24 protein-coding genes and 1 other annotated feature are annotated in these 25,884 nt (G+C 41.2%); of the genes, 3 read left to right on the top strand and 21 right to left on the bottom strand.

What is annotated here, in order from left to right; all coding sequences use genetic code 11:
- Position 1: 1 nt before the first annotated feature.
- From NSQ11_RS05680 to NSQ11_RS05670, 3 genes are all read right to left on the bottom strand, one after another.
- Positions 2-919 (bottom strand): ABC transporter permease, encoded by a 918-nt coding sequence (locus NSQ11_RS05680; RefSeq protein ID WP_007499020.1) that lies wholly within the window; start codon positions 917-919, stop codon positions 2-4.
- 3 nt (positions 920-922) lie between these two features.
- Complete coding sequence (locus NSQ11_RS05675; protein WP_007499022.1) at positions 923-1,867, bottom strand: ABC transporter permease; 945 nt, start codon at positions 1,865-1,867, stop codon at positions 923-925.
- 116 nt (positions 1,868-1,983) lie between these two features.
- A complete protein-coding gene (locus NSQ11_RS05670) occupies positions 1,984-3,621 on the bottom strand; it encodes a peptide ABC transporter substrate-binding protein (protein ID WP_007499024.1) in 1,638 nt (545 codons plus the stop codon).
- 482 nt (positions 3,622-4,103) lie between these two features.
- Positions 4,104-4,322 (top strand) — a binding site (T-box leader).
- Between the two features lie 53 nt (positions 4,323-4,375).
- Here NSQ11_RS05670 and trpS point away from each other — a divergent pair.
- The gene (gene trpS, locus NSQ11_RS05665) at positions 4,376-5,371 is read left to right on the top strand and encodes a tryptophan--tRNA ligase (RefSeq protein WP_025207151.1); all 996 of its coding nucleotides are present in this window, start codon (positions 4,376-4,378) and stop codon (positions 5,369-5,371) included.
- A 35-nt stretch (positions 5,372-5,406) separates the two neighbouring features.
- Here trpS and NSQ11_RS05660 read toward each other — a convergent pair whose 3' ends face one another.
- The 9 genes from NSQ11_RS05660 to NSQ11_RS05620 form a co-directional block, all read right to left on the bottom strand.
- Positions 5,407-6,159, bottom strand: coding sequence for a YjbA family protein (locus tag NSQ11_RS05660; RefSeq protein WP_025207150.1), 753 nt, complete (start codon positions 6,157-6,159; stop codon positions 5,407-5,409).
- Between the two features lie 165 nt (positions 6,160-6,324).
- Positions 6,325-7,224 (bottom strand): oligopeptide ABC transporter permease, encoded by a 900-nt coding sequence (gene opp4C / locus NSQ11_RS05655; protein WP_008348491.1) that lies wholly within the window; start codon positions 7,222-7,224, stop codon positions 6,325-6,327.
- Between the two features lie 33 nt (positions 7,225-7,257).
- On the bottom strand, positions 7,258-8,208 hold the full coding sequence (locus tag NSQ11_RS05650; RefSeq protein ID WP_008348492.1) for an ABC transporter permease: 951 nt from the start codon (positions 8,206-8,208) through the stop codon (positions 7,258-7,260).
- 77 nt (positions 8,209-8,285) lie between these two features.
- Positions 8,286-9,920 (bottom strand): peptide-binding protein, encoded by a 1,635-nt coding sequence (locus NSQ11_RS05645; protein ID WP_342501293.1) that lies wholly within the window; start codon positions 9,918-9,920, stop codon positions 8,286-8,288.
- A gap of 85 nt (positions 9,921-10,005) precedes the next feature.
- Positions 10,006-11,001, bottom strand: a complete 996-nt coding sequence (locus NSQ11_RS05640) for a dipeptide ABC transporter ATP-binding protein (protein ID WP_342501357.1) — start codon at positions 10,999-11,001, stop codon at positions 10,006-10,008.
- A gap of 23 nt (positions 11,002-11,024) precedes the next feature.
- A complete protein-coding gene (locus tag NSQ11_RS05635; RefSeq protein WP_047945538.1) occupies positions 11,025-12,005 on the bottom strand; it encodes an ABC transporter ATP-binding protein in 981 nt (326 codons plus the stop codon).
- Between the two features lie 170 nt (positions 12,006-12,175).
- Positions 12,176-12,970, bottom strand: coding sequence for a DUF2268 domain-containing protein (locus NSQ11_RS05630; protein WP_046527014.1), 795 nt, complete (start codon positions 12,968-12,970; stop codon positions 12,176-12,178).
- A gap of 77 nt (positions 12,971-13,047) precedes the next feature.
- A complete protein-coding gene (gene fabF, locus NSQ11_RS05625; RefSeq protein ID WP_007499040.1) occupies positions 13,048-14,289 on the bottom strand; it encodes a beta-ketoacyl-ACP synthase II in 1,242 nt (413 codons plus the stop codon).
- A gap of 21 nt (positions 14,290-14,310) precedes the next feature.
- On the bottom strand, positions 14,311-15,249 hold the full coding sequence (locus NSQ11_RS05620; RefSeq protein ID WP_008348504.1) for a beta-ketoacyl-ACP synthase III: 939 nt from the start codon (positions 15,247-15,249) through the stop codon (positions 14,311-14,313).
- Between the two features lie 169 nt (positions 15,250-15,418).
- Here NSQ11_RS05620 and NSQ11_RS05615 point away from each other — a divergent pair, with 169 nt between their 5' ends.
- Complete coding sequence (locus tag NSQ11_RS05615; RefSeq protein ID WP_017360173.1) at positions 15,419-15,652, top strand: hypothetical protein; 234 nt, start codon at positions 15,419-15,421, stop codon at positions 15,650-15,652.
- 202 nt (positions 15,653-15,854) lie between these two features.
- On the opposite strand, the gene NSQ11_RS05610 is transcribed toward NSQ11_RS05615, so the two are convergent.
- The 4 genes from NSQ11_RS05610 to NSQ11_RS05595 all read right to left on the bottom strand — a co-directional run bounded on the left by NSQ11_RS05610 (position 15,855) and on the right by NSQ11_RS05595 (position 18,511).
- Positions 15,855-16,052: a ComZ family protein gene (locus NSQ11_RS05610; protein ID WP_008348507.1), complete on the bottom strand. Its 198-nt coding sequence runs from the start codon at positions 16,050-16,052 to the stop codon at positions 15,855-15,857.
- 11 nt (positions 16,053-16,063) lie between these two features.
- The gene (locus NSQ11_RS05605) at positions 16,064-17,029 is read right to left on the bottom strand and encodes a BMP family ABC transporter substrate-binding protein (RefSeq protein WP_342501292.1); all 966 of its coding nucleotides are present in this window, start codon (positions 17,027-17,029) and stop codon (positions 16,064-16,066) included.
- 90 nt (positions 17,030-17,119) lie between these two features.
- Positions 17,120-17,695, bottom strand: coding sequence for a hypothetical protein (locus NSQ11_RS05600; protein ID WP_017360175.1), 576 nt, complete (start codon positions 17,693-17,695; stop codon positions 17,120-17,122).
- A gap of 75 nt (positions 17,696-17,770) precedes the next feature.
- Positions 17,771-18,511: a hypothetical protein gene (locus tag NSQ11_RS05595; RefSeq protein ID WP_007499048.1), complete on the bottom strand. Its 741-nt coding sequence runs from the start codon at positions 18,509-18,511 to the stop codon at positions 17,771-17,773.
- A gap of 212 nt (positions 18,512-18,723) precedes the next feature.
- Between NSQ11_RS05595 and NSQ11_RS05590 the strand changes: the two genes are divergently transcribed.
- Positions 18,724-18,918, top strand: a complete 195-nt coding sequence (locus tag NSQ11_RS05590) for a YjzD family protein (RefSeq protein ID WP_008348514.1) — start codon at positions 18,724-18,726, stop codon at positions 18,916-18,918.
- 119 nt (positions 18,919-19,037) lie between these two features.
- Here the strand turns inward: NSQ11_RS05590 and NSQ11_RS05585 are convergent, their stop codons facing one another.
- From NSQ11_RS05585 to NSQ11_RS05565, 5 genes are all read right to left on the bottom strand, one after another.
- Positions 19,038-20,303 carry an MFS transporter gene (locus tag NSQ11_RS05585; RefSeq protein WP_007499050.1) on the bottom strand — a complete coding sequence of 422 codons (1,266 nt, stop codon included), beginning with the start codon at positions 20,301-20,303 and terminating at the stop codon, positions 19,038-19,040.
- A 169-nt stretch (positions 20,304-20,472) separates the two neighbouring features.
- The gene (locus NSQ11_RS05580) at positions 20,473-20,652 is read right to left on the bottom strand and encodes a YjzC family protein (RefSeq protein WP_008348517.1); all 180 of its coding nucleotides are present in this window, start codon (positions 20,650-20,652) and stop codon (positions 20,473-20,475) included.
- 103 nt (positions 20,653-20,755) lie between these two features.
- Entirely contained in the window at positions 20,756-21,706 is a 951-nt protein-coding gene (gene argF, locus NSQ11_RS05575; RefSeq protein WP_017360177.1) for an ornithine carbamoyltransferase, read from the bottom strand.
- Positions 21,703-24,783: a carbamoyl phosphate synthase large subunit gene (locus NSQ11_RS05570; protein WP_050827144.1), complete on the bottom strand. Its 3,081-nt coding sequence runs from the start codon at positions 24,781-24,783 to the stop codon at positions 21,703-21,705. The genes argF and NSQ11_RS05570 overlap by 4 nt, the downstream gene beginning before the upstream one ends.
- A complete protein-coding gene (locus tag NSQ11_RS05565) occupies positions 24,776-25,837 on the bottom strand; it encodes a carbamoyl phosphate synthase small subunit (protein ID WP_017367005.1) in 1,062 nt (353 codons plus the stop codon). Before NSQ11_RS05565 ends, NSQ11_RS05570 begins: the two co-directional genes overlap by 8 nt.
- Positions 25,838-25,884 lie beyond the last annotated feature (47 nt).

Here is a 25,884-nt window from a genome sequence, read left to right as displayed (position 1 = left end):
CTTATTTACGCAACTTCGGATCTAAAGCGTCTCTTAGTCCGTCTCCAACCACGTTAAAACCAAACATTGTAATACAGATAAATGCGGCTGGGAACCATAATCTCCATGGATAATACGTCATGGCCGGAATTCCGTCAGAAGCCATTGTTCCCCAGCTAGCTAATGGAGCCGGTACACCAAGACCTAGATAGCTTAAGAATGCTTCTGTGAAAATAGCAGAAGGAATCGTTAATGTCATTGTGACAAGAATGGGTCCCATTGAGTTTGGAATCAAGTGTTTAAATAAAAGTCTAGATGTTTTTGCACCTAATGTTTGTGCTGCAAGAACGTATTCTTGGCTCTTTAATTGTAAAACTTGTCCCCTAACGATACGTGCCATGTTAATCCAGCCTACGACTGTCATAGCAAGGATAATCGTTAATAATCCTTTTGGCAGAACAACCATCATTAAAATAACCATTAATAGTGTTGGAATTGCCCATAAAACGTCTGCGATACGCATCATCACTTCATCTGTACGGCCGCCTTTAAACGCAGCAATACTTCCCCAGATGATCCCGATGATTACGTCAAGAAGCGCTGCAGCAAGACCGATGAAGATCGAAATTCTTGCCCCTACCCATGTACGAACAAACATGTCTCGGCCTAAATCATCTGTACCAAACCAATGCTCTTTTGATGGCGGCTGATCTGCATTAAGCAAATCTGTCGTTGAATAATCATATTTCGAAAATACTGGAACGAAAATGGCCAGAATCACAATAATGAAAATGATTGCAAGTCCAACCATTGCAAGTTTATTTGCACGGAAGCGAAGCATGGCATCCTTCCATAAAGATAGACTAGGTTTAGAAATTTTTTCAGATTCTGCTGCGTCAGCTGTCGCAGGCACAAATAAATCTTTTCTCATCTCTTCCATGTGTTAGACCCCTTTCTTCGCCTTCGTCAGTTTAATTCTAGGATCAATAATACCGTAGAGGACGTCAACAACTAGAATACTGACTAATAGAATAATACTGTAGAAGACTGTGACACCCATGATGACGGTGTAGTCACGGTTTGTAATGCTTGTAACAAAGTGAGAGCCAAGACCAGGAATACCAAAAATCTTCTCCACGACAAAACTACCTGTCAACACTGAAGCTGCCATTGGTCCCATGTATGTGATAACAGGTAACAATGCGTTTCGAATGGCGTGTTTGATCGTCACAGCTGATTTTGTTAATCCTTTTGCTCTAGCCGTTCTAATGTAGTCACTATTTAATACTTCAAGCATACTTGACCGTGCAAGTCTAGCGATAAATGCCATTGGCATGAAGGAAAGTGCAATAGAAGGTAGTACGGTGCTTGCCCAAGACTCCCATCCTGCAACTGGGAAGATCGCTAAAAAGCTTGCCTCAGATGCAAATACATATTGTAATAGCGCCGCTAAGATGAAACTTGGAACTGAGATTCCAAAGATCGTTAAAATGGCAATCGTATAGTCTTGCCACTTGTTATGATAGAGCGCTGCAAGGACCCCAAACAATACACCAAATGCTAATGCGAGGAGAATTGCCTCAATTCCGAGGGTAAAGGAAACGGGGAATCCAGAACTGATTAAATCATTAACAGTTTGTCCTTTATATTTAAATGAGGGACCAAAATCTAATTTTGCAACTGAACCTAGGTAGCTCACGTATTGAACAAATAAGGGTTTGTCCAACCCGTAGTGCTCGTTTAGGTTTGCTTCAATTTCAGCAGGAAGTTTCTTCTCTCCAGAGAATGGACCACCAGGTGCTGCCTGCATGAGAAAGAAAGTTGCAGTTACAATAACAAACAGTGTGATTAAAATATATATTAATCGCTTACCGATATATTTAAGCAACGGAATTGCACCTCCATGATTTTACAACAATTTCTCTAATCAGCAAGAAAGGTATATGGAGAGACATCCTCCATATACCTTAAGATCCTTGCCGTAGATCTCTTACACTATAACTCTTACTTTTCGAAATGTGCCCATTTGTATTGAACATCACCAAGTCCAGATACAACCACACCTTTAAGTTTTGGATCTTGTACCCAAAGTTGAGTGTAGAAGTAAATAGGCGCTACAGGCATATCGTCGATGATGATTTTTTCTGCTTTTTTCAGCATTTCTTCACGCTTTGTTTTGTCTGTTTCTTTTGCAGAATCATTCAATAATTGTTTGTACTCTTTGCTTTCCCATCCAGTGTCATTGTTTCCACCGTCTTTATCTTTGTAAAGCTCAAGGAAGTTCACTGGATCGTTGAAGTCACCTAACCAGCCCATACGTCCGATTTGGTAGTCTCCACTGTGGATTTTATCGATGTATACGTTCCACTCAGAGTTATCAAGTTCAACGTTAACACCTAAATCTTTTTTCCACATTTCTTGAATTGCTTGTGCAATCTTTTGGTGGCCTTCATCTGTGTTGTAAGACAATTTCAATGTTGGAAGATCAGAAACTGACTTATAACCTAATTCTTTCGCACCTTTTTCAAGAAGTTCTTTAGCAGTCGCTACATCATGATCTTTGAAGTAACCAGTTTTGTTATCCGTGAATCCTTCCATTGTTGGAGGAACGATTGCCATCGCTGGAACTTGTTCACCTTGCGTAATTTTGTCAACGATCGCTTGACGGTTGATTGAGTATGCAAGGGCTTTACGGATGTTCGCATTGTTTAAAGGTTTTACTTTTGTATTGAATTTGTAGTTATAGATACCAGCGATCGTTTGAATTTCAAGACCGCCTTCTTTTTTCAACGTTTTTAAAGACTCAGTTGGAAGGCTTCCAGTTGGAGAACCAGCCCAGTCAAGTTCGCCTTTTTTGAACATGCTAAGTTCAGTGTTTGTATCTTTGATCATAGACATGTTAATCTTTTTCAATTTCACAGTGTCTTTATCCCAGTATTCATTGTTCTTTTCAAGTGTGATAGAACCGCCATGCTTCCATTTAGAAAGAACAAATGGTCCGTTAGATACGTAGTTTTCACCAGCATTTGTGTACCAGTTTTTATTCTTTTCAGCCACTTTTTTGTTGACTGGCATATACGTATAGAATGCAGTTAGTTCAGTAAAGAACGGTGTTGGGTTCTCTAGCTCAACTACAAGCGTTTTGTCGTCTTTTGCTTTAATGCCAACATCAGAAACTTTTGCTTCCCCTTTGTTAGCAGCTTCAGCACCTTTAATATAATAAAGCTGGTAAGCATATTGAGATTCATTTTTAGGATCTAATGCCCATTTCCAAGCATATTCGAAGTCTTGTGCTGTGACAGGGTCACCATTAGACCATTTTGCATCACGAAGTGTGAATGTATAAGTTTTACCATCATCACTTGTTTTGATATCAGAAGCCATTGCGTTTTCTGGCTTACCTTCAGCGTTAATTCTTGTTAATCCCTCAAAAGTCTGACGGATGACACTTCCTGAAGTTGAATCATTTGCCAATCCCGGATGTAGAGAAAAAGGCTCAGTGGAGATATTCACATTTAATGTTGTTTTAGCCTCTCCAGAACTGCTCGTGCTGTCGCCTGATTTGTTTCCGCTGAAACCACAAGCGCTTAATACAAGTGTGAAAATAAGCATTAAAGTAACAACAGACCAACGCTTTTTCAACTGTATTCCCCCTTATAATATGTTTTTAGTTCAAAGGTCTCGATAGAAGATGAGATTCAGATTTAAGAAATAGCGTAAAAAAGTCCCTGAATAGCTTACTTTCTATTTCTTTTGTTTTTTCTGAATTTTCACTATGTAAAGAGCCTAGCACAAACGTGTGAACAAATTCATTATAATGAATAGAATAATTTATTGCAATATCAATTTCACATATTTTTAAAAAACGTAAATGGGGATAAAGATTGATTTTTATAAACTAAAGTCTCAATCACTTCAACAAATTAAAGCGTAAATTGATTAAAATAATTTAACAAATTCAGCAGGAATAATGTTTTATACATATAATTAATCATCCTTTTTTAAAAAATTCTGACAGATAGTTACTATTTTATCTAAAATTTTAAGTGTCAAACGACATGATGAGAAGGTCACAAATAGGCTTCGTGACTTTTTCATGGTCATCCTTTATAATAGATAGACATACTGTTGCGATGAAAAAGAAGAGTACATATATTCACCATTTACAGAGAGTCTGCGGTCGGTGCAAGCAGATAATGGCATGTATGGAATGGGCTTTGGAGCAGCTAACCGAACACTTGACAGAGTCAGTAGGCTTAGACGGAGCAGTCTCCGATATCAACGTCTTGAGTGATTTCGTATTGAAATAACAAGGGTGGTACCACGGTTCATTCGTCCCTTTTCTGTTGAAAAGTGATGGGTGGGCCTTTTTATATTGAAGAAAAGAGGTTTTAGTATGACAAAAAAGACGATTTTCTCAGGCATTCAGCCTAGCGGTTCTGTGACATTGGGGAACTACATTGGAGCGATGAAGCAATTTGTCGATCTTCAGCATGATTACAACGGCTACTTTTGTGTGGTCGATCAGCATGCCATTACGGTCAGTCAGGATCGTTTAGCCCTTCGACAAAATATTAGAAGCTTAGCCGCTCTTTATTTGGCAGTGGGACTTGATCCAGAGAAGGCAACATTGTTTATCCAATCAGAGGTACCTGCCCACGCCCAGGCAGGATGGATGCTGCAATGTGTCGCTTATATTGGAGAATTAGAAAGAATGACTCAATTTAAGGACAAATCTGCTGGTAAGGAAGCAGTCGTTTCAGGACTATTAACGTATCCGCCATTAATGGCTGGCGATATTCTGTTATACGGTACGGACTTAGTTCCTGTAGGAGAAGATCAAAAGCAGCATCTTGAATTAACGAGAACGCTTGCTGAACGCTTTAACCGAAAGTATAACGACATCTTTACTGTACCTGAAGTCAAAATTCCAAAAGAAGGCGCTCGGATTATGTCTTTAGCAGACCCAACGAAAAAGATGAGCAAATCTGATCCGAACCAAAAATCTTTCATTACCTTATTAGATGAGCCAAAACAGCTTGAAAAGAAAATCAAAAGTGCTGTGACTGATTCAGAAGGCATCGTCAAATATGACAAAGAAAACAAACCTGGAATTGCCAACTTACTGACGATTTATTCTGTATTAGGGAACGTATCGATTGCAGAGCTTGAACAAAAATACGAAGGCAAAGGTTATGGTGAATTTAAGGAAGATCTTGCGAACGTTGTTGTGGATGCATTAAAACCGATTCAAGATCGCTATTATGAACTCATTGAGTCAGATGAGCTTGACCGCATTTTAGATGAAGGTGCTGAAAAGGCTAACCGTGCGGCAAACAAAATGCTGAAAAAAATGGAGAATGCGATGGGTCTTGGCCGGAAACGCAAATAAAACAAGCTTGCAGCATATTCAGCTGCAAGCTTTTTCTAATTGACTTTCGATTCGTTTTCCATTTCCCAAAGTTTTTCAAAAAATGGCTGTCCTTTAATCATTTTTTCACAAAAGGCTAAATGGTTTTCTGACCATCCATCAATGGTTTCGTTATAAAGCATGTTCCAAATTTCCTCGAAAGACATTCGTTTGATCTGGTTGTACATACGCGGATTCCATTCTGTATACCAATAGGCAATTTCTGCTCGGTTTTGAAGCCCCTTTAGTTGATCAAGCGCCATAAACATCAGCTGCTTCAGCTGTCTTTCTTTTCTCGTTAATCCGCTGATATGCTGCGGTGGTAATGATAGGATGTGATATTCTTTCGTCGATTCAAGGCTGTCCGGCGTGAATTCATACTCCTCTGCCTTCACATCTTTCACCATTTCATACACCAATTGCTCCTGTCTTGGAATCAATCGGCTCTTTCTCACAGGAATGGAATAACCAATCGTATCCACAGCGATGATTCTAATTCCGTCCGTGACCACAAAGCAATACTCTAATTTACGGCGTTCATGATTTTTTCGAATATATGATTTCTCAAATACAGTCTCTAGCAGCGTCTTTGGCAGCTCTGATAGATCATTCTCTATGTAATCAAACAAAGGACTCTGCACCTTGAGTAAAGGTACTTGATCTAACAGCTCCACGCTGTCCTCCTTGCGCCACTCATGAAAATGGCACACATTATAGCCATTCTCTTCCCCTTCAAACCAATTCACCCATACGTCATGAAGAAATAACATAACCAATCCCTCACTTTTTAAAAACTGTTGTCCACAGTATGGGCAAGGGATAGAGAAATTATTCCAACTTTATTAAAACTTCGCCCTGACGGAAGGACGGCTTTATTTCCTGGGAAAAGGAGAACGTCTCGCAGAGTCCTTTCACGATCTTCTATAAGCAGAACCTTATTTTAGCTTTTTAGGATCAAGGGCATCTCTCAGTCCATCACCTAAGAAGTTAAAGCATAAAACGGTCAGTAGAATCAGTAAACCTGGGAACAGTGGATACCACCATGCTTGCACCATGATGGAGAAATTTTGTGCATCTTGAAGCATGTTTCCCCAGCTCGCCGTTGGAGGCTGGATGCCGAACCCTAGATAGCTAAGTGTCGACTCAGCTAAAATAACAGAACCGACTTTCAATGTAGCAGACACAATGATAGGGCCGATACAGTTCGGTAAAATATGCGAAAAGATGATGACATGGTTTTTCGTACCGATCGTTCTTGCTGCGAGTACGAATTCTCTTGTGCGAAGTGACAAGAATTCACTGCGGATCAGCCTGGCGGTTGTTGTCCAGCCAGTCAGCGCAAAGATTAAAATCAATTTATCAATACCCGGTTTAAAAATTGTCACTAGCGTGATCAAGAGAAAAATATCTGGAATAGACAATACGACATCCACCATTCTCATGAGCACAGAATCAACAAAGCCTTTAAAGTATCCCGCTACCGCCCCAATGACGGTACCAATGGTGATGGCTCCGACTACTGAGACAAAGCCAACTAATAGAGACACCCTCGCTCCGTATAGCACCCTTGAAAAAATATCTCGACCAAACTTGTCGGTTCCCATAAAATGCTCTGCACTTGGAGGCTGTAGCCGTTTCAATAAGTCTTGCTGTTCCGGTGCGTAAGGTGCGATCACCGGGGCGAAAATAGCGGAAAAGATAATGACCAATAAAATAGCGGAGCCGGCAACCGCCAATTTATTTTTGAAAAATTTCTCGCAAAATAAACGAAGCATCGTCTCTGGTTTTGGCGGAAGGCCTTCTTTTAATTTGAGATCAACTGGAGGTGTTCCCATATTAGGTTGTGCCAATTGTGCTTCAGCTCCCTTCTAATATTCAATACGCGGATCAACGATCGCATAAAGAATATCCGCTATTAAGTTTCCAACGACCACGAGCACAGCAGAGATAACAGTCATCGCCATAATGACGGGATAATCTCTTGAAAAAGCAGAATCGATAAACAGTTTCCCAAGCCCTGGCCATGTGAAGATTTGTTCCACCACGACTGCGCCGCCAATAAAGGATGGAATCATGAGTCCAAAGATCGTAATAACAGGCATCAGACCGTTTCTCAATCCATGTTTGAAGATGACTTTGTTCTCTCTAAAACCTTTCGCTCGCGCCGTGCGAATGTAATCCTGCCGCATCACATCGAGCATACTTGACCTTGTATAACGTGTAAGGCCGGCCATATCAGCCGTTGCTAAAACAAAGGCCGGTAAAATAATATGATGAAGCCGGTCAAATAGATTAAAATCTGCATTTAAGGTAGAGACACCCCCGGTCGGAAACCATCCTAAATTCACTGATAACACCATAATAAGGATCAAACCAAACCAAAAATTCGGAATAGCCAGTCCGATAAATGATGTAACCGTAATACCATAGTCAAGTTTTGTATACGGACGTTTTGCTGAAAGAACACCAAATGGGATGGCAATGATCAGGGCAACTAATGTAGAAAAGATCATGAGGATGAGGGTATTTGGCAGCCGGGCAAAAATCAAATCCGACACGGGCGTTCCTTTTTTTACAATGGATGTGCCAAAGTCACCTTGAAGCATATTACCGAGCCATTTCATATATTGCACATATTCAGGATCGTTCAAGCCGTACTTATCAATAAAGGCTTCCCGGTCTGCGGCACTAATGGTCGGGTCCATCATGAGTGACATCGGATCGCCTGGTGCTGCTTTCATAATCGCAAAGGACAAAATCGTAATACCAAACAAAATCGGGATAGAAAGAAGTGTCCTTCTAATGATATATGTAACCATGTGCACAACTCCTTTTTCATCGGATGGCCATACTATGATGAAAAAAGGGGAGACCCCTCCCCTTCTTCACTAGCAGACTACTGTTCAATCCACCATTTTTCGATTTTGTAATAATCATCTTTCGGGTGGTAAGAGTAGCCTTGTAGATTAGATGGCATCGCACGATGTGAGTTGGCATAATAAAGGAACGTATACGGCTGGTCTTCTGCAATCAGCTCATAAATTTTTTCATACGCCTTTGAATACTCTTTACGATCACTCAAGTTTTTGGCATCAACTAGCAGTTTATCGACTTCTTCATTTTTATACCAAATGTTATTTAAACCTTTTTCAGACTGACTTGAATGGAAAATGCTGTATTGGTCAGGGAATGTCGCTAAGCTCCAGCCGAGTAATAACGCATCATAATCCCATTTTGGCGGGGTTGTTTGCTCGATTAATGCACTAAATTCTACAATTTGCGGTTTTGCTTCAATGCCAATTTCTTTGAGCTGCTGCTGGACAACGACAGCAATATCTTCACGGACTTTGTTTCCTTGGTTCGTCTTCAAGACGAAGGAGAACTTCTTACCGTCCTTATCCAGATAACCATCTCCATCTGTATCCTCCCAGCCTTCTTCTTTCAGCATCTTTTTCGCTTTTTCTTGATCAAATTCAAATACTGGGACATTTTCATTTTTAGGGTAGTTCCATGACAGCGGGCTTTCTGGGATGTTGGCTACTTTCCCGTCTCCATTTAACACTTGATCGACAATCGTTTGACGATCAATGGCATGGGTAAGAGCTTGACGGACTTTTTTACTTTTGAACAGTTCGTTTTTCTGATTCCAGCCAATATATGAATAATTTAGCCCTAGATCAGATTCGATTTTGATGTTACTAACTTTTTCAGCTGTTTGCAGTTCTGCTCCAGGCACTGCAAAGAAATCAATATCACCTGCGGATAGCTGAGCCATGGCTGCATTTTGATCAGGAATCGTTTTAATGGTGACTGTATCAAGGTATGGCCGTCCATCCCAATAGTCATCAAATGCTTCGAGTTTGACATAGTCTCCTTCTTTCCACTCGGCAAATTTAAATGGACCGGAGCCGATTGGATTTTTTCGGTTAAATTCATTTTCGCCAAGATCCTTTATAGGGACATCACCTAAAATATGCTTTGGTAAAATGCCATAGCTTCCTAGCGTGACATTATAAAAATATGGATCTTTTTTATTCAGCTTAAATTCGACCGAATAGTCCCCTGTTTTTTTGACAGACTCTAATACTTCAAAGCCTGATCCACGCTCACCATTGTAATCTTTATTGATCGGAATGCTGTATGTAAACACAACATCATCAGCAGTCAGTTCTTCTCCATCATGAAACTTCACGCCTTTTCTAATGGTCACATCAAACTGTTTGCCGTCATCGGATTCTTTAATATCTTCTGCCAACGCCAGCTGTGGGTTAAGCTTTCCATCTGTTTGCAGTAAAAAGCTATAGATTCTCTCTTCAATATCAGAACTTGCCACGTCTGTTGAGTAAAGTGAGTTAAATAATGTAGGCTCTGCAATCGAACCAATGACAAGATCTCCACCTTGTACAGGTTTACCTGTGGATTTCTTTTCACTGTCTCCAGACGTTTTATTTCCACCAGAACAAGCAGCAAGGATCAATGTAAAGATCAGCAGTAAACTGACCAAAATGGACTTTCTCTTTCTATCTTTCATAGACAATTCCCCCTATCTTTTTTAAAAAATGATGACAGAAGCCCGTTTCATCCCCCCTCTCAAAGATGAGATCATACAAGCGTGATCAAGCGTCGTAGAGGTGGCAGGCCACAAAGTGGTTCGTTTTTAATTCTTGAAATTCTGGTACTTTTTCTTTACAGACTTCTTTCGCGTGTGGGCATCTTGTATGAAACACACAACCTTTTGGCGGATTAGCAGGGCTTGGTAAATCCCCTTGCAGCATAATCCGTTCCCTTTTCATCTGACCTTTTTTACGGGTGACTGGAACGGAAGATAAAAGCGCCTGTGTATACGGATGAAGCGGATCATCGTACAGGCTATGCTTATCCGCAAGTTCCATCATTTTGCCAAGATACATGACGCCCACTCGATCACTAATGTGGCGGACCACACTGAGATCGTGAGAGATAAAGAGATAAGTGAGGTCAAACTCTTCTTGAAGCTCTTCCATCAAATTGATGACCTGCGCCTGAATGGAGACGTCAAGCGCTGAAACAGGCTCATCTGCTATGATCATTTCAGGATTCATGGCAAGTGCACGAGCGATACCGATCCGTTGCCTTTGTCCACCGGAAAATTCGTGCGGGTATCGATTCGCAAAACTTGGGTGAAGGCCGACTTTGGATAAAAGCTGTTCTACTTTTTCATTTCTTTCTTTTAAGGAATATAAGTGATGTGTTTTGTAGGGTTCTTTGATGATACTTCGAAGTGTTTTTCTAGGGTTGAGTGATGCAAAGGGATCTTGAAAAACCATTTGGATGTTTTTCCTTGTTGATTGTCTTAGTTTTGATTCAGATACATGAGAGATATCTTGCCCTTTAAATAGAATTTGTCCTTCTGTTGGTTCATATAAACGAATCATCGTCCGTCCTAATGTGGATTTACCGCATCCAGATTCTCCAACGATGCCTAACGTTTCGCCTTTATAAATGTTTAAGTCGATGCCGTCAACCGCTTTGACTGCTCCTACTTTCTTTTGCAGCACCCCAGCTTTAATCGGAAAGTGTTTTCGTATATTTTTTAATTCCAAGATGATTTCTTTCTCAGATCGATCTGTCATGTATGGTTGATTTTCAGCAAGTGTCATGTTTGGCTTGCCTCCTCATATAAGAAACACCTGACGCTTCTACCATTTTCAAAGGTTGTCAGTTTGGGCAATTCACCTATGCAGCGTTCCATTACTTTCGGGCATCTAGGCGCAAAACGGCATCCTGCCGGAAGCTGATCTGGCGCAGGGACATTTCCTTTTATCGCCGTTAATGGCTGAATGTCTCCGTCAATGACTGGAATGGATTCAAGCAGTCCTTCTGTGTATGGGTGAAGCGGCTCATCAAACAACTCTTCAACGGTTCCATTTTCAACAACCTGTCCGCAGTACATGACAATGACGCGGTCTGCTACTTCCGACACAACACCTAAATCATGCGTAATGAGAAGTATAGATGTACCAAAGGTCGAACATAAATCTTTCATTAAGGTCAGCACCTGGGCTTGTATGGTCACATCGAGAGCAGTAGTCGGCTCATCCGCAATGAGGAGCTTCGGATCACAGCTTAGCGCAATGGCGATCATGACTCGTTGACGCATACCGCCGGATAAACGGTGCGGGTAATCTTTGATGATTTGTTCCGGCCTTGAAAAGCCTACAAGCTTTAGCAAATCAATCGCTTTTTTGGTCGCTTCTTTTTTTGAAAGTTTTTTGTGGTAAATGAGGATTTCTGTTATTTGTTCCCCGATGGTTAAGACGGGATTAAGTGAGGTCATGGGTTCCTGAAAGATCATGGATACATCATTACCGCGAATATTGCACAATTCCTTTTCACTATATGTAACAAGGTCTTTTCCATCAAGCTTAATGGAACCATCCATAATCTTCCCACCAGTCCCATTAATCAGACCCATGATGGATAAAGACGTAATACTTTTACCAGACCCAGACTCACCGACTAATGCGACTGTTTCCCCTTTTTTGATACTAAAATCAACGCCATCAACAGCAGGTATTGGTTCCTTTTTTCGAAAAAAATAGGTTTTTAAGTTTTGCACTTCAAGCAGTGTGCTCATGCATTCGCCCCTTTCTCCATAGATCAAATGAACCGAATCGAAAAATTCCGTCTTTTTAGAATAAAAAGAATTATCAAAATTTATATTTGTATATTATTACATCAGCATGACGAAATCAAGAAGTATTTAGTAAAATTGTAATATGTCACTTTTTTTGTGAATGTTTGTCTTTACGATTCTATCGCCTTTAAAAACGTTTCCGCTGGCTCCGCAATCATAGACTCCTCGCTGATTCGGTGCTCATCGAAATACTTTTTCACGATATAAAATCCAGTGGCATAGCCAAGCATTTTGGGGTAGTTCCCTTTTCCATAAAGGAGATTCTGTATCAGCCTTTCGTCGTCCTGCACTTTCTGATAAAGGTGACTGGATACCCATTTCTTGTACATGCGCTGCAGCTGCGATTCGTCATATAAAGTCGTCCACTTTGCTGTATAGCTTTCTCCATATCTATGATACACAGCATATTCAGCGAGCCCCTCCATCATGATTGTATCAAGGAATGTAAAATCTTTTTCTTCTTTCGTGAGAAAATGCAACCTGCATACATGGTGATATTCATGCGTCAGCAACGTACCGATTCGCTCCTTCGGTGTATGCGGGGATAAAAAAAGAAAGATTTTGTCATCAAATGCCATGCCGGATTGAAAGTAAAATTGTTCTCTGATCTCTTTGCTGCTCTCATTAACAGGCAAAATAAAGACAGGGACATCAGGACCTCCCCACTTTTTTTGCAGCGCTTTGTATTCTTTCATCACAAGCTGGAAATACCCTTTTTCTTTGAGCTTGTCGATCATTTCCTGGCAGGCGTTCCATGATCGCACCATTCCGTGATGTTGTAAATGGGCGAGAATAGATGATCCTTCTTTTTTCTCCGCTCCTTTAAAATAAGGGACAAAACGTGCCGCCAGCTCCTGAAATGATGATGATTGCTCAATGAGATATTGTGTATTGATCAGACCCATACCGCTGAACACCTCCATTTTCATCATATGCAAAAAGGCGGCGATCTGTTTATAGATCACCGCCTTCTTAAGACATATTACGCTTCGTATTTTTTGAAGATAATTGTCGCATTGTGCCCGCCAAAACCAAGTGAGTTGCTCAACGCAACTTGTACTTCTTTTGAACGTGCTTCATTTGCTACATAATCAAGATCACATTCTTCATCTGGTGTTTCAAGGTTAATCGTTGGCGGAATGACACTGTCTTTAATCGCGAGAACAGAGAAAATCGCTTCTACTCCGCCTGCTGCGCCAAGTAAATGACCTGTCATTGATTTTGTCGAGCTGATCGCAAGCTGATTCGCATGCTCTCCAAACACTTCTTTAATCGCCATTGTTTCAAACTTATCATTATACGGTGTGCTTGTTCCGTGGGCATTGATATAATCAATTTCTTCCACTGTTAAACCTGCATCACGAATGGCTTCTTTCATTGCACGTACGCCGCCTTCTCCGTTTGGAGCAGGTGCTGTGATATGGTATGCATCTCCAGTTGAGCCGTAGCCAACGATTTCTGCATAAATGGTCGCACCACGTTTTAACGCATGCTCTAATTCTTCAAGAACAACAATTCCCGCTCCCTCACCCATGACAAATCCGTCACGGTTTTTATCAAATGGACGACTTGCTGTATCTGGATCAGGATTTGTCGAAAGGGCTTTGTTTGCACAGAAGCCAGCAAACGACATTTTCGTTAACGGTGCTTCTGTTCCACCTGTAATCATCGCATCTGCATCTCCACGCTGAATGACTTTAAAGGCATCACCAATGGAGTTTGTTCCTGTTGCACATGCTGTTACTGTACAAGAGTTAACCCCTTTTGCGCCAAGAGCAATTGAAATTTGGCCTGTTGCCATATCTGGAATCATCATTGGAACGAAGAACGGGCTTACGCGTCTTGCTCCTTTATTCGAATACACTTCGAATTGCTCTTCGAATGTTTCAAGTCCGCCAATACCAGATCCAACCCATACCCCAACACGAGGTGCGTTTTCATCTGTAATTTCAAGGCGTGAATCATCTAAAGCCTTTTGAGCAGCAACGACTGCATATTGTGTGAAGCGTGCCATCTTTCTCGCTTCTTTTTTCTCCATGTAATCTTCGATGTTAAAATCTTTTAGTTCTGCTGCTACTTTTGCTGTATATTCACTTGAATCAACACGTGTGATCGGGCCAACACCTGATACACCTGCTACAGCATTTTTCCATGTTGTCTCTACATCGTTGCCAAGAGGTGTCAAAGCACCTAATCCTGTAACAACTACTCGTTTCTTATCCATTAATTTGTGCACCCCACTCTTTTATCGGCCCCATCGCATAGCGATTGCGCCCCACGTTAATCCGCCACCAAAACCAACCATTACAATCACATCGCCGTCATGAATTTTTCCGGCTTCGATTTCTTCACATAGTGAAATTGGAATGGATGCTGCTGATGTGTTTCCATATTTATGGACTGTTTTCGACATTTTTTCAACTGGCAGCTCTAAGCGTTCGCGTGCTGCTTCCATAATGCGAATGTTTGCTTGATGCGGAATCAAGAAGTCTACGTCTTCTTTTGATAGTCCAGCTTTTTCAATCACGTTTACGCTTGACTCGCCCATTTGTCTCACAGCAAATTTAAATACTTCTCTTCCATTCATGATTGTATGATCTTTTTCATCTAAGTACAAGTGCTTCCCGCCGCTTCCATCGGCTCCAAGCTCAAATGATAGAATTCCCTTTCCTTCGCTGACTGTTCCTAGTACAGCAGCACCTGCTCCATCTCCAAACAAAACAGCTGTGTTGCGGTCATCCCAGTCGGTAATGCGAGAAAGCTTTTCTACACCAACGACAAGCACGTGTTTGTAAGTGCCTGATTCGATAAATTGTTTTCCAGTAACAAGCCCATACATAAAGCCAGCGCAGGCAGCGCTAATATCCATTGCACATGCTTTATGTGCACCGAGCTGCTCTTGAATCATACAAGCGACTGTCGGAAATGCTTGATCTGGCGTAACTGTCGCTACAAGAATCATATCAATATCTTCTGCAGCCACATCTGCGTCAGCTAATGCTTTTTTTGCAGCAGCAAGCGCCATATGAGATGTATTGACATCATCAGATGCAATTCTTCTTTCTTCTATACCTGTTCTAGTACGAATCCACTCGTCAGAAGTTTCAACCATTTTTTCTAAATCACGATTTGTTAATACTTTTTCAGGTATATAGCGGCCAAGGCCAATAATTCCAGCATTCATTGAATAAGACTCCTTTTACTCATACGAGCATGTGATATTGTGATCTTATATTAGTATCTGGTACTAATTTTACCTTATTTTTTTCTCCTTGGCAATACAAACGTCTAACCTTTCCTCTCACTTTTTTCATAGATTAATGATATACCAATAGTAGAAAGGAACATGTGATATGGCGCAAAAGGATATTTTCTCAGCAATGATGTTTGGTCAGCCGCTAGAAAAGGAGAAAAGCAAGATAGAAAAAAAGGAGGAGCGTGCAGAGACTTCTTCAAGTGATGACTCCATTGACTACATGCATGTCATGAATCAAATTGGAAACATTATGAACTCCATCGATGAGCTGAAGCCTGTGTTTAAAGATGTTGGTCCTATGATTAGTGCCTTCAAGAAAAAATTATCATAAAAAAAAGCCACTATTCTGTGGCTTTTTTTGATTGTTGACAAAGGGCTAAAATATTTTAGCCCTTTGTCTTCTTCTCAGCGTGATAGAAAACCTTTGCAGTCTAGGATGGACGAGCACTGGAGCGGAGCGAATTTGTCATTCGTGAGCACCAGCGCGCAGGACTGACAAAGAATGCGAGGGTTTGTCTACACGCTGAAAGCCACTATTCTGTGGCTTTTTCTGATGCTGCATCTGCTTTTCCAAGCTCATATGCCTCTTGCATGACAGATGTAAACAAAGAGAGAAGCGGCTGAAGTGCTTGTGGATCAAGCTGAATCCCTGCTTTATCTAATTCTTCTTTTGCTTGTGGAAAATACTTCATCGCAATTTGTAAAAACTCCATCGATTTTTCGTGTTGCATGTTTAACGTCCTCACTTTTCATTTGGCAATTTGCCTGTTTTTTTGTAATTCGCAATTTCCTTCTCAATGTCTTTCACAAAAGCACGGTCTATGGTTGAGCTAAATTTCCCCATTTCGATCACTCCTTCTTTAAAGTCAAAGGAGTACTCACCTTGTTCGTTTAGCTTGCCTTCATTAAACTTCTTCGCAATGATACTGTACGCTTTATCGACATGCTGTACTGTGCTAGTTAACACCGTATGGCTTCCAAGGTTGGATTGATCAGTGACATATCCGATCGCAGATAAATTGTCGTTTTTGATTTGTTCAATGACAGGGATATTATAACCATCACCTGCTGGATACACAACATCTACACCTTGTTTTTTCAATTTTTGATAGAGGTTCACCGCTTTGTCAGCATCATCCCAGTTTTCGACAAATTCCGCTAGGACTTGCACATGTTCGTCCTGATATTTTGCACCTTTGATAAAACCGTCTACTTCACTTTGCCAATCATATGTAGCCAGAATACCAATCTTTTTTGTTTTGGACATATGTGCTGCTGTCATGCCTCCGAAAAAGCCCATTGCTTCTCCTTTAAACGTGACGTTTGTGACATTATCAGCTTGAGGCTTGCCTCCATTGACCGTGATAAATTGTGTTTTCGGATAATCTTCACTGATCAAGTTGAAAATTTCGCTGTATTCATTGCCATGGCCAATAATCAAATTGACTCCTTTTTTATGAAATTCTTCAATGGCATCAACGATTTTCTCCTTGTCGACCATCCCTTCCTTATAATAAACATCTACACCAAATGTTGATTGGATATTTAATAAGCCTTTATAACCTTTCGTTCCCCAAACTTGATCATTAATCGTATCGGGGACGAGTAAACCCACCTTCTCAATATGTCCTTTTAACGGCGCCTGCGAGCAGGCAGATAGCATAAGAAGAAGGAACGAAAAGATCATGACAAGCCGCTGGTACTTCATGCCATGTTCAACTCCCTTTGCAACACGCAGGCATGAACCTGTATGTTAAATATAGGTTTATTTTATACTGAAAAAAGATAAGATGGAAGATCATTCTTGCTTTTTGTCGAAAAATGTTGAGTTTTGTCTTTTCCATTCTGCTATGATTTCTTCTGCTTGTTTGTCACCTGTTTGTCTTTCTACCTTCAATTGATGGATCATTTCCTGCCTTTGATCAGTCCGTGCCCACTTTAAAAGCTCCTTTGCGACATCTTCTACAAAAAATGCGTGATCATCCTTTGTTCGTCTCTCTTCATGGAGTGACCACGGACCAAACATGCGTGGAAGGATAACAGCCGAAACGCTTTGTTCATGCGAATGGCTTTGGGGTTCTTCGTAAAACAAGCGGTATATGCCATGCTTCGCTTCGAGGTCTGTCTCTCTATTCATTGAATCATCTGATTGAAAAAAGATCAGGTCATATGCCTCTTTCCTATCTTGACCATCAATAACGCGGACAAGATCATTGCGGCCAAGCCACATCATCCGCTCTTCTAATAACATTTTTTGCTCCTCTGACTTCTCCTTAGGATATGTGATATCCACTTGTATGCCCTCTTTCATCATATATTCACAAAGTGTCAGGCCAAAAAATTCATCTGCACCTATGATCAGTCCTGTTTCCATGTTCATGTCCCCTTTTTTAGCATATCGAATAAAAAGAAGAGCCCTTTCCATGAAGGGCTGTTATCATCCTATTCATTACAATTCTCTTTCATGCGATTTATAAAACTTGTGAATGGACTGAAAGATTCTTCTTGGATGATCAAACATATGCAAGGTAAGGTCCATCTGACAATGGTCTGGATTCATCATATGTTGATCAATAAAAGGCTTTGCATGTAGTTCATAGGCATACGGTGCGCCGTTTAGTCTCTGCCATATATGAATCGGTACATGAGCTGAATGAACGGGGCAAGAAGGAAGTGGATACGTTTCTGCTTCCTTTGCAGAGCACCCATAGCTCTGTGCGAGTTCTTTCATGAACTGTTTGTAGAAGAATTTGTGTTCCTTTTCTCTTTCTCTTTGTGCTTGCAGGTGTAAACATGGATTCATCATGGCTATAGACCTTAGCACTTCTGGCATTTCTTCGGCAAGACTCATGGCGACAAGTGCACCCATTCCCTCTGCCAGCACATGAATTTCCCGGTTTAATATTTCTTGTTTTAATGTGTGATGAACAAGCTGTTTCGCACTAAAAACAGCATCTTCACATCCCCAGTGATTCCCATGAAGATGACTATTAAACAATGTATATCCTTCATCCTTTAAAGCAGTTAAAAGCTGGTTTCTTCCGTAATGCTGAAGCCAGAATGATGTATTTTCCTGCACAAAGTGATTTCGGTCACCGAGGATTAGAATGCCAAAGCCATTTGGTTTTTGAGGAAGGTGAATGACGTTCCACTGGGAACCAAGCTGGAAAAAACGTTCGCTTACACCCATATGGCCAGCCTCCTTTCAGTGATTCTGCTTTCTATGATATGAACAACAACTCTTGTAGGAATAAGGAAATCCCCTAAAGACAGAAGAATTCTTTTTATTTTTATAGTAGAAGGTCTCAAAATGGTCACATAAAGGCGGAAAACAGTCTTTTCTCTGAACTCGTATCTATGGTATGATAGTCAATAGATTGTTACATAAAGGACGGTGGAATAATGCATTACATTATCACCCTCATTTGGACTTTTCTGCTGACACATATGGCTGGTTACATCGTTGCATCTATGAATGGAGCTGCTTATGATTTTACGTTAACTTCCATTCTTGCCATAGTGTTTACGGTTATTTTATTCATCTTTGCTGAAGTAAGTCCAATGAAAGAAACAGAAAGTTCAACAGAACATTCTTAATATTGCTGGAAAAGAGCTAATGATTTGAGATTAGCTCTTTTTCTTTTTTTCAGAATGATGACCAGAAGTTGAGAGCGCACGCTAAAACCCCCTGCCGTTAATTACAGGGGGTTTTTGAGTTACACCTCAACCGTTTCGGACTTCTGTTTGTCTGCTGACAAATGGCTTTTCGCAAGCCCTGTGAACAGGAAGATCGCGATGCCCGATAAAATTTCAAGCACACCGCCCCCCGCAATGACAGGTCCTGCTCCAAAGCGTTCTGCCAGGACGCCCGATATGACGGCTGCAAGCGGGAGAAAGACATTTGATGACGCATTGATCACGGCATATACTTGCGGCTGATCTTCTTGGTCAACAGACGTTTGAATAATGACCATCTCTGGAACATTGATCGCACTGACGGCTGCACCAAAAATAAAGGAAGCTAGAAGAACGACTGGAAGCCATGTACTCATTCCAGTGATAAAGAATGCAGCTCCTTCAATCATGCCTGCGACAATAAAGAACAAGCCAAACCTTTTGATTTTCACCTTCGCCAGTGCAAAGCCCATCATAAACGCACCGACTGCGGCGACACCTCTTAAAATGGAATACACCATTGAATCACTTTGCAGCGCTTCTGCTACATATACAGCGGATAATGCCTGCCACGGAGCTGCAGCGACATTCATTAAAATACAATAAAGGGTCAGTGCAAATAAAATATGATGATTTTTAACGACTAGAAAGCCTCTTTTTAAGTTATACAGATATGTATTCTTTGCTTGTTTAATGTCTGCTGCTTTTTCTGCATCTGACTTTTGGAGTTTAACGCCAATAATGAACAAGCCCGATATGATAAATAAAGCAGTGGTGATCAGGAGCGTATCTGCAGGTCCAATTAATTTGACCAAAAGACCAGCGACCATCACCGCAGCAAGTGCGACAATTTCAAAAGATGATTGCAGGATCGCATTTGCTTTTTGAATGAGATGCTTTGGAACAATCTGCGGAAGGATAGCCACAGAAGCCGGGTTATAGGCTGCACCTGTTGCCGATTGAATAACCATTAATGAGATCAATAACCATAGAGGCAATATGTGCGAAAAATGCAGTAGTGGAATAATGAGTACAATGGTTGCTCGAATGACATCTGAAGCAAACATCCATTTAGATAAATGATGTCTTTTCATAAGAGGTCCTAGTATTGGGGCCAACAATGATGAAGGAAGAACTGTCACTGCTAGAAGAAGTCCGGTACCGAGCGCTCCATCCCCTCTTAAAATCAATAACCAAAGAACGGATGTAAAAGCAAAACTTTCTCCTGTATTTTTTATGAGTCTTGATATGAACAATGAGGTGAAGCGTTTATTCCAAACACTTTCACTGAGATTCATCTTTTCCATCACACAAATCCTTTCAACCTTATACTATTCTTACATATTTTACCTTAATCTTTCTTTTTTTCATACTATTTATTTGAAAATTGGAACTTAATTGTTTTTTATTATAAAGAAAAAAGAGGCATGACACATGCCTCTAAAGACTTATTCATATGGACTCTTAGTCAATTGCTTACGGCTTTCTTTGGTAAGTCCAAACACGGTTATGGTTCGAGTTATCCGGAAAGACGTCTCCTGCTTTAAGCTTTATCTTTAAAGGATCTTTCACCATACTACCGGTCTCACCGATTTCGATATAAACACCATTATTAGGTGCCTTATTACCAGATTTAAACTGATGCTGTTGACCCATTTCCATCCTCCTTTCTCGATTGATGTTATTATGTCCCGTCCATTGTCTCTCCAATCCAACATGTAAAAAGTCCCTGCTCAGTCGAGACAGGGACACTTGTGATTTATTTAGGTTGTTGATACATGAGCTCTTTGATTAACGCTTTTTGCACATGCAAGCGATTTTCTGCTTGCTGGAATACTTTAGAGTGTGGTCCATCAATGATATCAGCCGTCACTTCTTCTCCTCGGTGTGCCGGCAGACAATGAAGGAAGATATAATCTGCTGCTGCATGTTGCATGAGTTCCTCATTGACTTGATATTCTTTAAATTCAGCTAGACGTTTCTCTGTTTCAGCTTCCTGTCCCATGCTTGTAAATACGTCTGAATAAATGACATCTGCATCCTGAACAGCAGCTACTGGATCTGTTGTGACGATGACTTCTGCGCCTGATTGTTTTGCAAACGCCTGGGCAGTCTCTGTCACTTCTTGAAGAGGTTCATAGCCTTTTGGTGATGCAACGGCAATGTCACAGCCTAACTGCGCGCAGCCAACCATTAAGGAATGAGCCACATTATTCCCATCACCGATGTACGCCACTTTCACACCTTTTAGTGTGCCTTTTGCTTCTTTAATCGTCAGTAAATCAGCCAGTGCCTGACATGGATGAGAGTAGTCCGTTAGTCCGTTGATCACTGGAATAGAGGCGTATTTTGCAAGTTCTTCTACCTTCTCATGTTCAAAGGTTCGAATCATAATGCCATCTACATACCCAGACAGCACCTGCGCTGTATCACCAATCGTTTCTCCTCTGCCAATTTGCAGATCATTTGAGCTGAGGAAGAGCGCATGTCCGCCTAGCTGCGTCATGCCCGCTTCAAACGAGACACGGGTTCTAGTTGAAGATTTTTCAAAGATCATCGCTAATGTTTTTCCTTTGAATAAATCTTGATATGGATGTTGTTTCATTTCTTCTGCTTTTTCAATTAAGTACGCAATGTCATTGATCGAAAAGTCTTTTAACGATAAAAAGTCTTTTCCGTATAATGCCGGTTGCACGTCGACTTGGCTCATGCCGTCACTTCCTTTTTATATAATTCGTGGAGAGATACTGGTGATACATCTCCATCTTTTCCTTGCAGGAACGCTTGCGCTGTTTCATATTCGGTTAGAACTTGAACACCATGTGTGAGTGCTTTTACACGCTGTTCTTTTGCCTCTTCATCATTACCTAAATGAATGTGAAGCGATTTATCGTCTTGTTGCAGCCACGATTCAAAGCTGCCAGTCCAGACGTCAAAGCCTGCTCGTTTTGCTTCATCTACGAATAATTCACTGCCTTGTATAAAGAGGCTTCCTTTTTGTTTCCAGATCGGTGCAAACACTTTTTTCAACGCGCTTTCGACGTTCTTTCCAACACACATTCCTTCACCCGTCGCTTTCATTTCAGGTGTCAGCTTTAAATCGATATCTTGAATGGCATGTGAGGAGAAGACTGGGAATTTAACAGCTGTGCCCCCCTTATTCTTCGTTGCCGGTTTCAATTCTTCAAGCGTTGCACCAGCTAACAGCTGAGTCGCCATTGGGATCATGTCAACACCCATGACTTTACTTACAACTGGAACAGTCCGGCTTGCCCGAGGATTCACCTCTAATACGAGCGCCTGGTTCCCTTTTATCACAAATTGAATATTCATAATGCCTTTAAAAGCTAATTTCTTTGCGATTTGTTCAGAAGCGTTATACACCTGCTCTTTGATGTCTTCACTAATAGAGACACTTGGCAAGATGGCAAAGCTGTCACCTGAGTGTACGCCCGCTTTTTCAATATGCTCAACGATTGTTGGAATGAATGTCGTTTGTCCGTCTGAAATAAGATCCACTTCCACTTCTTTTCCAGTGACATACTCATCAATTAAGATCGGATAAGGTAAATGATCTGGCTGATCAAGTAGTTCTGCCAATTGAGCTTCTGTATGAACAACGATCATGCCCATTCCACCAATGACATATGATGGACGAATAAGAACAGGGTACCCGATGCTTGTAGCATGCCCCAGTGCTTCTTCTTTTGAATGAGCTGTATCTCCTTTTGCATGAGGAAGATTCAGTTCATCAAGAAGCTGATAGAATAAATCGCGATCTTCTAATGCATCTAGTGTGTCAAAGGACGTGCCTAACAAGGTAACGCCGGCTTTTTCTAAACCTTCCGCCACATTGATTGCTGTCTGCCCGCCAAATTGAACGATGACAAAATCAATTTGCTCCGCTTCAACTACGTTTAAAATATGTTCTAACGTGATCGGCTCAAAGTATAAACGATCTGCAATCTCATAATCGGTACTAACCGTTTCTGGATTGTTGTTCATCATGATGGTTTCAAATCCAAGCTTTTGTAGAGTAAGAACGCCGTGAACGGCACTATAATCAAACTCGACTCCCTGCCCAATTCGAATCGGACCGGAGCCAATGATGAGTGCACGCTGCTTTGTTTTCTCTTGATGCTCTCCATCACTTTTGCCAAAGTACGTAGAATAGAAGTAATTCGTTTTTGCATCGAATTCAGCCGCACATGTATCGACAATTTTAAATGAAGCGGCAATGCCATACTCTTGGCGAAGCTGTCTGATATCTTGTTCACTGCGATCCGTCAGAGAAGCGATTGTTTCATCAAGGAAACCTTTTTCTTTCACCTTTATTAAGGTGTTTTTGGATAGCGTCCCCTGATGATTCTTCAATTCTTGTTCGAGTGTGATCATATTCTTGAAGACATGTAAGAAAAACAGATCAATCTTCGTCGTTTTATGAATCGTTTCAACGGTTTCTTGTCTGGAAAGCAGCTCCATGACAGCGAAGAAACGGCGATCGTCCGGTGTTTTGATTAATTCAAATAACTGTTCAGTCGAATGTTCTTTCAGTTCAGGCAAGTGAAAGCCCTTTGTTTTGATTTCAAGTGATGCGACTGCTTTTTGAATGGCAGATTCTAAATTACGGTCAATCGCCATGACTTCACCAGTCGCCTTCATTTTTGTGCCTAAATTCCGGTCTGCCTGTTTAAATTTATCGAACGGCCAGCGCGGGAATTTCACCACGACATAATCGAGTGCCGGCTCAAAGCTAGCATACGTTGTTCCTGTAAGCGGATTTTTCAATTCATCTAGTGTATAACCGACCGCAAGTTTTGCCGCCATTTTGGCAATCGGATAGCCTGTTGCTTTCGATGCAAGAGCAGAAGACCGGCTGACCCGAGGGTTGACCTCAATGACAAAATATTCTTTGCTGAGTGGATCAAGAGCGAATTGGATATTACAGCCGCCAACGACATCAAGCGCTGAAATAATTTTTAAGCTTGCTGAGCGGAGCATTTGATAATCCTGATCCGTTAATGTCTGTGACGGTGCAACGACAATCGAGTCACCTGTATGCACACCAACTGGATCGATATTTTCCATGTTACATACAGTGATACACGTATTTTGACGATCTCTCATGACCTCATACTCGACTTCTTTAAAGCCAGCAATGCTTTTTTCAACTAAGCACTGATGAATCGGACTCGCTAGAAGAGCACCTTCAATCAGCGGTTTAAAAGCCTCTTCAGTTAAAGCGATGCCTCCCCCTTTACCACCAAGTGTGTAGGCTGGTCGAAGAATGACAGGAAAGCCCACTTCTTTTGCAAATTGAAGGGCGTCTTTCGCATTATCCACAATTTCACTTTCTGGTACAGGTTCATTCAAATGCTTCATGAGAGCACGGAATTTCTCACGATCTTCACCGTTTTCAATTGTTTCAACTGACGTTCCGAGCAGTTTTACCCCATGCTTTTTCAGCACACCGGCTTTTTCCAGCTCGACAGCAAGGTTTAAAGCCGTCTGTCCGCCAAGATTGGCTAAAAGACCATCTGGTTTCTCTTTTTCAATGATTCTTGTCACTGAATCAACTGAAAGCGGTTCAAAATAAATTTCATCAGCAAATGACTCGTCTGTCATAATGGTTGCTGGGTTGTTATTCACTAAAATGACGTTGTAGCCTTCTTCTTTTAAGGCCATACAACCTTGTGTCCCTGAGTAATCAAATTCTGCTGCCTGACCAATGATGATTGGACCGGACCCGATGACTAGAATGGTTTGTATGCTTTGATCTTTAGGCATGTGCGACTTCTCTCCTTGCTTGTTTCACTTTCTCAATAAAATCATCGAATACCCATTCACTTTCTGCAGGGCCTGGATGTGCTTCTGGATGAAATTGAACGGACATTATCAGCTTCTCTTTATGAATGAATCCTTCAACAGATCCGTCATTCACGTGGAGGAATTTGACGTCCACTTCTTTGTCATTCATGCTTTTTTCATTGACCACATAGCTATGATTTTGGCTTGTCATAAAGACACGTTTTGATTCTGTATCTTGTACCGGATGATTCGCTCCGCGGTGGCCAAAAGGAAGCTTATACGTATCCCCGCCAAGCGCAAGAGCAATTAATTGATGACCTAAGCAAATGCCTAGTGTCGGGAAGGTCATCATGATGTCATGAATGGTTTTTAAATATGGCTTCATTGTTTTTGGATCTCCAGGTCCATTTGACAAAAGGATCGCATCTGGCTTGATATCAAATACCTTTTCCATTTGTTTGTACGGAATCACTGTGACTTTACAGCCGCGCGCTTCGAGTGAGTCCGCAATTGATTTTTTAAAGCCAAAATCAATGAGCGCTACATGATCCTCGCCGCTGCCTTGTGTGTATACTTCATCTTCTGTGACCTGCTCAACCACATTGTCTTGCTTCATTGCAGGTGGCGTTTCATTTTCGTCTAAACTAAGCACTGCATTCATCGTTCCATTGGCTCGAATGTTCTGCACGACTGCGCGAGTATCTGTATGTGTAAGAAGCGGAATGTTCCACTTCTGTAAATAATCTTTTAAGCTTACGGCTGCAAGGTGATGAGAAAAATGGTCAGCTGCCTCATAGACAACGACCGCTTTTACTTGTGGTTTTTTGCTCTCAAAGTCTTCATGATTGATGCCGTAATTTCCGATGAGCGGATATGTGAAGACAATGATTTGTCCTTTATAAGAAGGATCTGTGAGCACCTCTTGATAACCTGTCATCCCTGTAAAAAAGACCACTTCACCTGTCATGCCAGCTTCTCCTGTCAGATCTCCTTCAAAAGAGGCTCCATCTTCTAAATTTAAATAACCTTTCATGCTTGTGTCACCCCATATTGAATAATTAATAATATAAATGCATGTTT

Source organism: Bacillus sp. FSL W7-1582, from assembly GCF_038593325.1.
Classification (GTDB): domain Bacteria; phylum Bacillota; class Bacilli; order Bacillales; family Bacillaceae; genus Bacillus; species Bacillus altitudinis.
The sequence above is the reverse complement of the archived record's forward strand: the minus strand, read 5'-3'. Positions and strand labels throughout refer to the sequence as shown.